This window comes from Allobosea sp. GW821-FHT03A12 (assembly GCF_058986765.1).
This window is the reverse complement of sequence record NZ_JBYSVZ010000017.1, coordinates 16,625-30,294: the sequence shown is the minus strand read 5'-3', so window position 1 is coordinate 30,294 and position 13,670 is coordinate 16,625. Positions and strand designations below refer to the sequence as shown.

General features: G+C 65.3%; 7 protein-coding genes. All 7 read right to left on the bottom strand.

Annotation, left to right across the window (positions count from 1 at the left end):
- Positions 1-127: 127 nt before the first annotated feature.
- The gene (fusA, locus tag AC3WLC_RS31860) at positions 128-2,203 is read right to left on the bottom strand and encodes an elongation factor G (protein ID WP_493687880.1); all 2,076 of its coding nucleotides are present in this window, start codon (positions 2,201-2,203) and stop codon (positions 128-130) included.
- 36 nt (positions 2,204-2,239) lie between these two features.
- Positions 2,240-2,710, bottom strand: a complete 471-nt coding sequence (gene rpsG, locus AC3WLC_RS31855) for a 30S ribosomal protein S7 (protein WP_092159657.1) — start codon at positions 2,708-2,710, stop codon at positions 2,240-2,242.
- 71 nt (positions 2,711-2,781) lie between these two features.
- A complete protein-coding gene (gene rpsL / locus AC3WLC_RS31850) occupies positions 2,782-3,153 on the bottom strand; it encodes a 30S ribosomal protein S12 (RefSeq protein WP_057189964.1) in 372 nt (123 codons plus the stop codon).
- Between the two features lie 396 nt (positions 3,154-3,549).
- Complete coding sequence (locus AC3WLC_RS31845; protein WP_493687879.1) at positions 3,550-5,556, bottom strand: ABC transporter ATP-binding protein; 2,007 nt, start codon at positions 5,554-5,556, stop codon at positions 3,550-3,552.
- A 61-nt stretch (positions 5,557-5,617) separates the two neighbouring features.
- Complete coding sequence (locus AC3WLC_RS31840; RefSeq protein ID WP_493687878.1) at positions 5,618-7,705, bottom strand: FAD-dependent oxidoreductase; 2,088 nt, start codon at positions 7,703-7,705, stop codon at positions 5,618-5,620.
- Positions 7,706-7,956: 251 nt separating this feature from the next.
- Positions 7,957-9,051 (bottom strand): helix-turn-helix transcriptional regulator, encoded by a 1,095-nt coding sequence (locus tag AC3WLC_RS31835; protein WP_493687877.1) that lies wholly within the window; start codon positions 9,049-9,051, stop codon positions 7,957-7,959.
- A gap of 349 nt (positions 9,052-9,400) precedes the next feature.
- Positions 9,401-13,585 (bottom strand): DNA-directed RNA polymerase subunit beta', encoded by a 4,185-nt coding sequence (rpoC, locus tag AC3WLC_RS31830; protein WP_493687876.1) that lies wholly within the window; start codon positions 13,583-13,585, stop codon positions 9,401-9,403.
- Positions 13,586-13,670: the final 85 nt, after the last annotated feature.

Genomic DNA, 13,670 nt, shown 5'->3' with positions numbered 1-13,670 from the left:
GTCTTGCCATGGTCGACGTGACCAATCGTACCAATGTTGCAGTGCGGCTTCGTGCGAGCAAACTTCTCTTTGGCCATCGTAGCCTCCGTCAGATCTCTTCAAATGTTCCGTGTAATGCGTTCTTAGATCAGGCGTATTTGGCCTGGACCTCGGCAGCGACCGCGGACGGCACCTGCTCGTAGTGGTCGAACTGCATCGTATAGTTGGCGCGGCCCTGGCTGAACGAGCGCAGCTGGTTCACATAGCCGAACATGTTGGCCAGCGGCACCATCGCGTTGATGACGACCGCGTTGCCGCGCATGTCCTGGCCCTGGATCTGGCCGCGCCGGGAGTTCAAATCGCCGATGACCGAACCGGTATAGTCTTCCGGGGTCACCACCTCGACCTTCATGATCGGCTCGAGCAGCACCGAGCCGCCCTTCTGCAGACCTTCACGCAGAGCGGCGCGCGAGGCGATTTCGAAGGCCAGAGCCGACGAGTCGACCTCGTGGAAGGCGCCGTCGATCAACGAGACCTTGACGTCGACCACCGGGAAGCCGGCGAGCACGCCGGAACCGATGACCGAGTTGAGGCCCTTCTCGACGCCGGGGATGTACTCCTTCGGCACCGCGCCGCCGACGATCTTCGACTCGAACTCGAAGCCCTTGCCGGTCTCGTTCGGCTCGATCACCAGCTTGACGCGGGCGAACTGGCCGGTACCGCCGGTCTGCTTCTTGTGGGTGTAGTCGACCTCGGCCTTCTTGGTCAGCGTCTCGCGATAGGCGACCTGGGGCGCGCCGATATTGGCGTCGACCTTGTAGGTGCGCTTCAGGATGTCGACCTTGATGTCGAGGTGGAGCTCGCCCATGCCCTTCAGGATGGTCTGGCCGCTCTCCTGGTCGGTCGAGACGCGGAAGGACGGATCCTCGTTCGCGAGCTTCGACAAAGCGAGACCCAGCTTCTCCTGGTCGGCCTTGGACTTCGGCTCGATCGCGATCGTGATGACCGGCTCGGGGAACTCCATGCGCTCCAGGATCACCGCCTGAGCCGGATCGCACAGCGTGTCGCCGGTGCGGACGTCCTTGAGGCCGGCCAGGGCGACGATGTCGCCGGCATAGGCCTCCTTGATGTCCTCGCGGTTGTTCGCGTGCATCAGCAGCATGCGGCCGACGCGCTCTTTCTTGTCGCGCGTCGAGTTGATGACGCCCTGGCCAGCCTCGACCTTGCCGGAATAGACGCGGCAGAAGGTGATCGTGCCGACGAAGGGGTCGTCCATGATCTTGAAGGCGAGCATGGCGAACGGAGCTTCGTCGGTCGGCTCGCGGGTGGTCGGCTCTTCGGTCTTGAAGTCGATGCCTTCGACCGCGCCGCGATCGACCGGCGACGGCAGGAAGTCGACGACGGCGTCGAGCAGGGGCTGCACGCCCTTGTTCTTGAAGGCCGAGCCGCAAAGCACCGGGTGGAAGGCGCGGCGCTGCACGGCCGTGCGCACCAGGCGGCGCAGCGTGTCGGCGTCAGGCTCGTTGCCTTCGAGATAGGCTTCCATCGCCGCATCGTCCATCTCGACGGCGGCTTCGACCAGCTTCGAGCGATACTCGGCAGCCTTGTCGGCGAGATCGGCCGGGATTTCCTTCTCGTCGAAGGACGCGCCGAGCGCTTCGCCGTTCCAGACGATCGCCTTCATCTTGATGAGGTCGATCACGCCGGCGAAGTTCGACTCCGAACCGATCGGAATCTGCAGGCAGACGGGCTTGCCGGCGACGCGGTCGATGATGTCCTGGACGCAGCGATAGAAATCGGCGCCGATCTTGTCCATCTTGTTGACGAAGACCACGCGCGGAACGTCGTACTTGTCGGCCTGGCGCCAGACGGTCTCGGTCTGGGGCTCGACGCCCTGGTTGCCGTCGAGCACGCAGACGGCGCCGTCGAGCACACGCAGCGAACGCTCGACTTCGATGGTGAAGTCGACGTGGCCGGGGGTGTCGATGATGTTCAGGCGGTTGTCGCGCCAGAAGCAGGTCGTCGCAGCCGAGGTGATCGTGATGCCACGCTCCTGCTCCTGCGTCATCCAGTCCATGGTCGCGGCGCCGTCATGGACTTCGCCGATCTTATGGCTCTTGCCGGTGTAGAACAGGATGCGCTCGGTCGTCGTCGTCTTGCCGGCATCGATGTGGGCCATGATGCCGAAGTTGCGATAGCGATCGATGGGATGAGAACGGGGCATGGGAATGCTCTGTCTTTCCGGGTCGTAACGGACGAATTACCAGCGGTAGTGCGAGAAGGCGCGGTTGGCTTCCGCCATCCGGTGCGTGTCTTCGCGCTTCTTGACGGCGTTGCCACGGTTGTTCGCGGCGTCCATCAGCTCAGCCGAGAGGCGCTCGACCATGGTGCGGTCGTTACGGCCGCGGGCGGCGGCGATCAGCCAACGGATGGCGAGAGCCTGGCGGCGCTCGGTGCGAACCTCGACGGGGACCTGGTAGGTCGCGCCGCCGACGCGGCGGGAGCGGACCTCGATCGCCGGGGCGACGTTCTCGAGCGCGGTCTTGAAGACGGCGAGCGGGTCGCTCTTCAGCTTGCCCTCGATGATGTCGAAGGCGCCGTAGACGATGCCTTCGGCGGTCGACTTCTTGCCCTCGTACATGACCGAGTTCATGAACTTGGTCACGACCACGTCGCCGAACTTGGCGTCGGGAATGATCTCGCGCTTCTCTGCACTATGGCGGCGGGACATCGTCTAGTCTCCGGTCAAATCTTCTAAAACGGCGAACCGGCTGGGCCCCTGCCCGGCCGGTCCGACACTGATTACTTCGGACGCTTGGCGCCGTACTTCGAACGGCGCTGCTTGCGGTTCTTGACGCCCTGCGTGTCGAGCACGCCGCGCAGGATGTGATAGCGCACGCCGGGAAGGTCCTTCACGCGGCCGCCACGGATCATGACGACCGAGTGCTCCTGGAGGTTGTGACCCTCACCCGGAATGTAGCCGATGACCTCGAAGCCGTTGGTCAGGCGCACCTTGGCGACCTTACGCAGCGCCGAGTTCGGCTTCTTCGGGGTCGTCGTATAGACGCGTGTGCAGACGCCGCGCTTCTGCGGGCAATTCTCGAGCGCCGGCGCGGTGTTGCGCGCCTTGACCGGCGAGCGCGGCTTGCGGATCAGCTGGCTGATTGTCGGCATTTAAGGCCTCTCGCTCCCTTGAGCGCTTGATGAATTCGGTGTCCATTCCGGCGCCTTACGAGGCCATGACCAAACGAAGCCGCGCCATCGGCGCCCTTTTACGGGGCCTCAGGCGCGTTCGCCATGCAGAGGAACACGGAACGAGCCCGCATTCATGCGTCCTGCCATGTCGTCGTTAGACGCTGGAATTCCGATGGAGTTTCGGTCGCGAACCTCGCTTGCAACAAAGGCAAGCGACAAACGTGTCCGACAGCCATCGACAGTGGCGCGCTTATGACTCAGGTAAGGATTCGCGTCAACCCCGGATTTGCCCCTTTGAGCCCGTTCCGGTCAGCTTGCTCTGCAGGCCGACCGGGTAAGCAGTCTCTAGGCTAAAAGTGAGAGACGGATTCAGCTTCAATCGTCCTCATCTTCGACATTCGCGCGCATCTGGTCGTTCCAGAGCTTGCGGTAGAGGCCGGAGCGCTTGCGCATCAGCGTCGCATGATCACCGCGCTGCACGACCCGGCCCGCTTCCATGACGATGATCTCGTCCATGTCGGCGACCGAAGTCAGCCGGTGCGTCACGAACAACAGGCTGCGGCCGCGGCCGATCTTCTTCAAGGTGCGGTTGATCGCGGCCTCGGTGGTCTGGTCGAGCGCCGAGGTCGCTTCGTCGAGCAACAGAATCGCCGGATCGCGCAGCAGGGCGCGGGCAATGGCGATTCGCTGGCGCTGCCCACCCGACAGGGTCTCGCCGCGCTCGCCGACGATGGTATCGTAGCCTTCGGGCAGGCTCATGATGAACTTATGGATCTCGGCCTTCTTCGCGGCGGCCTCGACCTCGGCGTCGGATGCCTCCAGCGCGCCGAGCCGGATGTTCTCGCGCAGCGAGGTGTGGAACAGGACATTGTCCTGGAACACCACCGCCATCTGGGCCCGCAGCGAATCGCGGGTGACGCTGGCGATGTCGACGCCGTCGATCGTCACCTTGCCGCGCTGCGGATCATGGAAGCGCAGCAGCAGGCTGAGCAGCGTGCTCTTGCCCGCCCCGCTCGGCCCGACGATGGCGACGCGCGTGCCGGCGGGAATCGCAAGGTCGAGCCCATCGATCTGGGCGCCCTCCCCGCCATAGGAGAAGCGCACGCCCTGAAAGCCGATCTCGCGCGCGATCCGCGGGCACTCGACCGCGTTCGGCCGGTCCGAGACGCGGATCGGCTCGTCGAGGATGTCGCGCATGTGCCGGACGGCGCCCGAGGCGTCGATCACCACCGGGATGTACTGGGTCAGGTGGTTGAGGTTGTAGGTGATCTCCCAGAACACCGCCTCGAAGGCGACGAAGGTGCCCACCGTGATCACATCGTTGAAGGTGAGATAGGCGCCGATCGCCAGCACGATCAGATGCAGCCAGAGCACCACGATGGTGATCGAGCGCTCGACCATGGTGTTGAGGAAGGTCGAGCGCGACTGCGCCGCCCTGAGCACGCTGTTGCGCTGGCCGAACCAGAGCTGCGAGACGCGCACGAGGCCAAAGGCCTTCACCACCGGCTGGGCGCCGATATTCTCCTGGACGACGCCGAGCTCGCCGGCCTGCGCCCGCTTGACCTCGTAGCTGGCGGCGACCGCCTTCGGCGTCAGCAGCCGCGGCCCGATCAGCGCGATCGGGATGATCAGCAGCGCCAGCAGGCCGAGCTCGGTGTTGAGGTAGATCAGCAGGGCGATGCCGGCCAGCAGCTCGAGCAGCGGCAGCGCGCCCCAATTGGCGAAGTGGATGACCGCCTCTTCATAGGTGGTCATGTCGTTCGAGAAGCGCGACAGGATCTCGCCGCGGCGATGGCGCTCGTAGAAGCTCAGCGGCAGCTTCTGGATGTGCTCGAACAGCGAGCGGCGCACATCGGTGGTGATCGCCGCCGTCACCTTCGCATCGATCCATTCGTACCAGATCGCCACCACCGAGGTGATGATCCCGGCGATCCCGAGTACGCTGAGGATGAAGATCAGCTCGCTGCGGTCCTTGTCCTCGAACACCTCGTCGAGGAGGTATTTGAGCGAGAGCGGCATCAGCACGTTGAAGGCCATCTCGACCAGGAGGCCTAGGCCGACCAGTGCGATGCCAAGCCGATGCGGACCCAGATGCGGCCAGGTGAAGGAGAGGACGCCCCTCAGCGCCCCTGCGGCTTCGCCGGCGGTGTAGACGACCGGACCGTCATCGTCCTCATCGTCGTCCTCTTCATCATCCTCGTCGTCTTCGTCCTCGTCGTCATCCGCCTCGGAGGCGCCGGACTGCAGCGCACGCCGCTTCGGCTCCTCGGGCGGGCGCGGCGCCGGCCGCTTCGCCGCGCCGGCAGCGCCAGCGATCTTCGCCGCCGGATCGGGCACGGCACCATTCTCGCCGGTCCCCGGCTTGACCTCGTCGTCGCTCACTGCTCACCGGCAGAGCTGAAGCCGCTCCACCGCCCCTGTCGGATCGGATTGCCGGACTTGCTCAGGCGTTCTCAGGCACGATGCGGTTGAAGAAGCAGTAGCGCAGGCTCTCCGCATCCTCGTACCAGCGGCCCGGCCCCTTGTCGGCGGCGAGCGTGCGCTGCCAGAGCGCGTCGAGCATCTCCTGGCTCTGGATCGCCATGTCGAAATCCTCGTCGAAGAACAGCTCCGACCACTCCCACCAGGTCGCGAGCTTCTTCACGCCGCGGAGCAGGTCGTACATGTCGCAGACCTCGGAGGTGAGGTCGGCCGTCACCGAGCCGAAATAGACGCCGCGCTTCGCCACCCGATGCAGCTCGCTGAGCGCATCGGCAACGCCGCGCTTGCCGAGATGGGCAAGGCAGCTCTCATAGACGAAGTCGAAGGAGCCATCCTCGAAGGGCAGGTCTGCGACCGTGCCGAAAAGATTGTACTTGGCAAGATGCGCGGGCGTGCGGCCATGGATGTAGCGGTTGTTCTCGATGCCCCAGGCATCGATGCCGAGCTCGCGCAGCGCTCCGACGAGTTCGCCAGAGGCGGAGCCGGCGACCAGCAGCTTGAAGCCGGGCTTGGGCTGCCAGACCATGTCGATCAGGTCGCGGATATAGGCGGGGTCGCTGAAGCGGCGCCAGACCTCGTGATAGGACCCGGCGCCGCGATAGGCGTCGAAATAGCCGCGGTCGATGCGCGGCGACGGCTCGGGCACGACGATGCCGCCCGCCTCCCCGGCCCGCTTGGCGAGCCCGGTGGCATAGCGCTGGCGCATCACCTTGCTCAGCATCAGGTCGCTGGCGATGTCGGCGGAATCGAGCACGCCGTTCAGCGTCGAGTCGAACAGATAGTCGCCGACGACGATCAGCCCGTCATGCTCCTTCGGCTCCGGCATGTGGTTCGTCACCACGTCGCGCACCGGGACGCCGCCCGGGATCGCGTTCACCGAGGCCATCCAGCGATGCACCTTCGCCTCGATCAGATGCGGGAAGGGATCGCCGAGCGAGGCCGGCAGCGACTTCAGCGCCGCCTTGGTCAGCGCCTCGTCGTCGAGATTGGCATAGGACAGCGCGTCGACGCCCGCGATCAGCCAGTTGAGCACCCCATGGCGGCCGACATCGTGCCGGGCGCCCTCGATATAGACGCAGCAGCCGCCGAAGCTCTCCGACATGAACCAGGCGCCTTCGATTTGGCCCTCCCAGAACGGCTTGTCGAACAGCGCGGCGACGCGCAGGTAATGCGCCGGCCGGTCGAAATGCGCGAGATGGCGGCTCATGCCCTGGCGCAGCCGGCCCTCACCGAAATCGATGGTGCCGAGCCAGTTGTGCGGCAGGCACATCAGCACGAAGTCGAATTCGCGCGTCTCCGGCCCCTTGCCGTTCATCATGTCGAGCTTGTAGCGGCCGCCATCGGCCTTGCCGACGCTGAGAACGCGATGGTTCAGGAAGACCTCGGCGTCGAGCGCTGCGCTCAGGCCCTCGACCAGCTGCTCGTTGCCGTTCTGGATCGAATAGACGTCGATATAGCCGTCGACATCCATCAGGTAGTTCTTCAGCGCATTGAGACCGTTGCTGAGATGCCCTTCCGAGGCGATGTCGGAGCGCGCCATCGCCCGGAAGAAGCGCCGTGCCACCGGATCGGCCACCTCCTGCTCGAGCACCTCGTCGGCGGTCATGAACATCCAGGGATGGTTGTTGTCGTGCTTGCCGGCCCCTTCGTAATAGGCCTGCTGCGACAGCAGCTCGGCGCAGCGCGCCCGGAATGCCAGGATGGCGTCGGCCGTCGCATCGCCATAGCGCCGGCGCATGCCCTCGACGCCGGCGACGATCTTGCCGTCCATGACGAGCGCGTCAGAATCCATCGGAATGGTCTGGAAGCCGAAGCCCTCGATCATCTCGCGCAGCGGGTCATGGCCGAGCTGCGAATAGCCATAGATCTCGGCGACGCCCGCCTCGTACAGAGCCGGCGCGCTGTCGAAACGACGCGAGACGATCTTGCCGCCGAGCCGCTCGGACGCTTCGAACAGCGTCACCCGGCACAGGCCCTGCATCTTCTTGCGGACCTGCCAAGCCGTCATCAGCCCGCCGGGGCCGCCCCCGACAATCGCAACTTCCAACATCCTATCAGCCCCGCCCAGCCTATCGCGCGTCACGCTCTGTTGAGAGGATCATAGCGCCACGGAGTTGCCATAATTTTACTACCGCAGCGATGCCTCTTTTTTTGTGAGCCCATCTTGTCGCATCCGTTCCGGCTCGATGTGTCGAGCTCGCGACGATGCCGCTCGCAGGACCCAGCTTCACCGGCAAAGCCCTTGCTGTCGCCAGCGGGACAATCGCTCGGGAGCTCGACGCCGGCCCCGAAGGCGTCAGCCTAACCCCGCCTCGATGGATCGGTCGTCACGCCGGCGCCGCGCAGCAGGCCGATCAGGTCGGCCTGGCGATGCAGGCCGGTCTTGGCCATGACGCGCTTCAGGGTCGAACGCGCGGTCTCCTCCATCACGCCGAGCGCCGCTGCCGCCTCGCGCGGACGATGCCCCGCCGCGATCAGCGCAGCGAGCCTGGCCTCGGCCGGCGTCAGGTCGAACAGGCCCTGGACGACATCGGCGGTCGGCACGTCCTTCACCACCACCGGCGTCACCACCAGGATGCTCGCGGCCCGCGAGAAGATGTCATGGGCGACGCCGCGGATCGGCGTCAGATGCAGGATCAGCGGCGGCTGGTTCTCGCGGCGCGCCACCGGGATCGAACGCACCGTCGCGCTGGCGATCTGCCCCCTTGCCTGCAGGGCCGCCGCGAGCAGGCCGTCGGCTGCGGCATCGACGAGTCCGAGCCGCGACGGACGATCGACCGCGACGGCGGGGATCAGCGCCTCGAAGCGCGGGTTGAGCGCGAGCGCCCGGCCCTCGCGATCGAGGATCGCCGCCGGCAGCCCGATCGCTTCCAGCGCCCGGGCCGCCCCCTGTGCCCGTTCGAATTCGAGCCGGGACGAGAGCAGCATGGCCCGTGCCAGATGCGGCCGCATCCGGTCGAAGCGCGCGATCAGCTTGTCCTCGACATGGCCCTCGTCCTGCTCGCGCTCGGCATGCAGGATGAAGGCTTCGCCGGTCGGCGAGGCGATCGAGGTGGCGACCCCGATGCCGAAGCCCTCGGGCACCAGGAATTCGCGATAGATCGGCTCGCTCGCCATCTCGGCGTCCGAGAAGATGTCGATATCACGCAGGAAGCCGGCATGACGCCGTTCGAGCAGACGACGGGTCCGCTCATTGCCGGGAAAACGGTTGAAATGCGTCGAGACAAGCTCGTCGAATTCCGGCGACGACGAGATCCAGCGACTGGTGCTCGGCGTCACCGCGACCAACACTGCGCCGGCGCCGCGCGCGATCTCCTGGAAACGCCGCAGAACCTGCGGCCACAGTTCTGGCACCACCGCAGCTTCGTAAAGGCTGTCGAGAAATTGTTCGTCCATACCCCGCTGCCTGCACTGTCGTGCTTCGCCGCCCCCGGCAAGCTCTCACGGACAAGCTTAGGCCAATTACAAACTCGAAGGTCAAGCAAGACAGGCCGCAATAATTGTTGCTCCGTCTCTAGGGAATGCTCGCAGAGACGGAGCATGACCCAAAGTCGCAAACCGGCTTACGCTTTTCCATTTTACGCCTATCGGGTGCCAAAACATGGCACAGCCCGCCCGAGCCGATATCCATCCGATCCACCGATGATCTTTCGAGACCGCAGGCACGGCAGGACGAGCCCATGAAAAAGGCCGCCCCGAGGGGCGGCCTTGATGATGTGCGCTATCCGCGCCGATGCGGGGCGGCTTACTCCGCCGCCGGCAGCACCGCCGCAGCGGCAGCCGCGGCCTTGGCCGCCGCATCCGCCTTCTGGCCGACGATGAGATCGTCGCGACGCGTCGCCACCTGCTTGATGCGGGCGACCTGCGCGCCGGTGCCGGCCGGGATGAGCGAACCGACGATGACGTTCTCCTTGAGGCCTTCCAGCATGTCCATCTTGCCGTTGACCGCCGCCTCGGTGAGGACGCGGGTCGTCTCCTGGAAGGAGGCGGCCGAGATGAACGAGCGGGTCTGCAGCGAGGCCTTGGTGATGCCGAGCAGAACCGGCACGCCGGAAGCCGGCTTCTTGCCCTCCTCGCGCAGCTTGGCGTTGACCTCTTCCAGCTCGATCCGGTCGACCTGGTCGCCGGTGAGAATGTCGCTATCGCCGGATTCGGTGATCTCGACCTTCTGCAGCATCTGCCGGACGATGACCTCGATGTGCTTGTCGTTGATGGTCACGCCCTGGAGGCGGTAGACCTCCTGGATCTCGTTGACCAGGTAAGCGGCAAGCTCCTCGACGCCCTTGATCGCCAGGATGTCGTGCGGCGCCGGATTGCCGTCGAGGATGTAGTCCCCGATCTCGACGACGTCGCCATCCTGCAGGTGGATGTGCTTGCCCTTCGGGATCAGGTACTCGACGCCATCCGTGCCGTCATGCGGGGTCAGCGTGACGCGACGCTTGTTCTTGTAATCGCGCCCGAAGCCGATGACGCCGGCCTTCTCGGCGATGATCGCGGCGTCCTTCGGACGACGCGCCTCGAAGAGTTCGGCAACGCGCGGCAGACCGCCGGTGATGTCGCGGGTCTTGGCCGAGTCGGTCGAGACACGCGCCAGCACGTCGCCGGCCTTCACCGACGAGCCCGGCTCCACCGAGATGATGCCGTCGACGGGCAGGATGTAGCGCGCCTCGCCGCCACGGGCGAGCTTGGCGATCTTTCCATCCGAGCCGTTCAGGATCATCGCCGGACGCAGGTCCGAGGTACGGGCCGAGCCGCGCCAGTCGATGACGAGACGCTTGCTGATGCCGGTCGCCTCGTCGGTCGTCTCCGTCATCGACATGCCGTCGACCAGGTCCTCGTAGCCGACCTTGCCGTCGACCTCCGCCAGGATCGGGCGGGAATAGGGATCCCACTCGATCAGGCGCTGGCCGCGCTTGACCTTGTCGCCGTCGTCGACGCGCAGCTTCGAGCCGAACTGGACGCGGTGAACCGCGCGCTCGGCACCGTCCGGCCCGGTGATGACGATGGCGAGGTTACGCGCCATCGCGATCAGGTCGCCATCCGAGTTCCGCGCCGCGTTGCGGTTGCGGATCTTGACCGTGCCTTCGAAGTTCGACTCGACGAAGGACTGGTCGGCGATCGTGGCCGCGCCGCCGATGTGGAAGGTACGCATGGTGAGCTGCGTGCCCGGCTCGCCGATCGACTGCGCCGCGATGACGCCGACGGCCTCGCCCATGTTGACGGGCGTGCCGCGGGCAAGATCGCGGCCATAGCAGGTCGCGCAGACGCCGTTCTTGGTCTCGCAGGTCAAGACCGAGCGGATCTTCACCTCCTGGACGCCGGCGGCGTTGATCTTGGCGATGTGGCTCTCCTCGATCACCGCGCCCTTGGCGACCAGGACGTTGCCGTCGACGTCGACCACGTCCACGGCTGCCGAGCGGCCGAGGATGCGCATGCCGAGCGACGCCACGACCTGACCGGCATCGACGATGGCGCGCATCTTGATGCCGTTGTCCGAGCCGCAATCCACCTCGGAGATGATCGCGTCCTGCGCCACGTCGACGAGACGGCGGGTCAGGTAACCCGAATTCGCCGTCTTGAGCGCCGTGTCGGCCAGGCCCTTGCGGGCGCCGTGCGTCGAGTTGAAGTACTCGAGAACGTCGAGGCCTTCCTTGAAGTTCGAGATGATCGGCGACTCGATGATCTCGCCCGACGGCTTGGCCATCAGGCCGCGCATGGCGGCGAGCTGGCGCATCTGCGCCGGCGAACCGCGGGCGCCCGAGTGGCTCATCATGTAGATCGAGTTGATCGGCTTGTCGCGACCGGCATCGTCCTTCTTCACGGTCGAGATGCGGGCCATCATCTCCTGGGCGAGCTTGTCGGAGCACTTCGCCCAGGCGTCGACGACCTTGTTGTACTTCTCGCCCTGGGTGATCAGGCCGTCCTGGTACTGCTGCTCGTAATCCTTGGCGAGCACGCGGGTCGCATCGACGATCTCCCACTTGTTCTCGGGGATGACCATGTCGTCCTTGCCGAACGAGATGCCGGCCTTGAAGGCGTGCTTGAAGCCGAGGCCCATGACGCGGTCGCAGAAGATCACCGACTCCTTCTGACCGCAGCCGCGATAGACGGCGTCGATCATGTTGGAGATCTCCTTCTTGGTCATCAGCTTGTTGACGACGTCGAAGGTCATGGCCGGATGCTCCGGCAGCGCGGTCGAGAGGATCACGCGGCCAGGCGTGGTGTCGTAGATCTTCGTGTACGGCTTGCCGTCACGGCCGGTGCCGGTCCAGCGATACTTGATCTTCGAATGCAGCGTGACGACCTTCTCGTGCAGCGCGTATTCGAGCTCGCCGAAATCGCCGAAGATCTTGCCCTGGCCCGGCTCGCCATCCGAGATGATCGAGAGGTAGTAGAGGCCGAGCACGATGTCCTGCGACGGCACGATGATCGGCATGCCGTTCGCCGGGTGCAGGATGTTGTTGGTCGACATCATCAGGACGCGCGCTTCCAGCTGCGCTTCCAGCGACAGCGGGACGTGCACGGCCATCTGGTCGCCGTCGAAGTCGGCGTTGAACGCGGCGCAGACCAGCGGGTGCAGCTGGATCGCCTTGCCCTCGATCAGCACCGGCTCGAAGGCCTGGATGCCGAGGCGGTGCAGCGTCGGCGCGCGGTTCAAGAGCACCGGATGCTCGCGGATGACCTCGTCCAGGATATCCCAGACCTCGGGCTTCTCCTTCTCGACGAGCTTCTTGGCCTGCTTGACCGTGGTCGAGTAGCCCTTGGCGTCGAGGCGCGCATAGATGAACGGCTTGAACAGCTCGAGCGCCATCTTCTTCGGCAGGCCGCACTGGTGCAGCTTCATCTCCGGGCCGACGACGATGACCGAGCGGCCCGAATAGTCGACGCGCTTGCCGAGCAGGTTCTGCCGGAAGCGGCCCTGCTTGCCCTTCAGCATGTCGGCGAGCGACTTCAGCGGACGCTTGTTGGCGCCGGTGATGACGCGGCCGCGGCGGCCGTTGTCGAACAGGGCGTCGACCGACTCCTGCAGCATCCGCTTCTCGTTGCGGATGATGATGTCGGGCGCGCGCAGCTCGATCAGCCGCTTCAGGCGGTTGTTGCGGTTGATGACGCGGCGATAAAGGTCGTTCAGGTCCGAGGTCGCGAAGCGGCCGCCATCGAGCGGCACGAGCGGACGCAGGTCGGGCGGGATGACCGGGATCACGGTCATCACCATCCATTCCGGCTTGTTGCCCGACTCCTGGAAGGCCTCGATGATCTTGAGGCGCTTCATCAGCTTCTTCGGCTTGAGCTCCGACGTCGTCGTCGCGATCTCATGCTTCAGGTCGGCGTTGATCTGGTCCAGATCGAGCGCGCGCAGCATCTCGCGGATCGCTTCCGCGCCGATCATCGCCGTGAAGGTGTCGGCGCCGTACTCTTCCTGGGCGCGGACATACTCTTCTTCGCTCAGCAGCTGGCGATCCTTGAGCGGGGTCAGGCCCGGCTCCAGGACGACGTACGATTCGAAGTAGAGAATGCGCTCGAGGTCCTTGAGCGGCATGTCCATCAGGAGGCCGATGCGCGAGGGCAGCGACTTCAGGAACCAGATATGCGCGACCGGGGCGGCGAGCTCGATATGGCCCATGCGCTCGCGCCGGACCCGTGCCAGCGTCACCTCGACGCCGCACTTCTCGCAGATCACGCCCTTGAACTTCATGCGCTTATACTTGCCGCACAGGCACTCGTAGTCCTTGATCGGTCCGAAGATGCGGGCGCAGAACAGGCCGTCGCGCTCGGGCTTGAACGTGCGGTAGTTGATCGTCTCGGGCTTCTTGATCTCGCCGAACGACCAGGATGCGATCTTCTCAGGGCTCGCGATCGAGATCTTGATCGCGTCGAACGCCTGCTGCACCGGCTGCTGGCCGAAAAGGTTCATGACCTCTTGCTTCATAGCCTGTCTCCTGTGACCGGTGGGGTTTTGGGGGAAACCGCCCTGCCCGGCCTTTGATCCATCGGCCGGCGGCGTCACTGCCGCC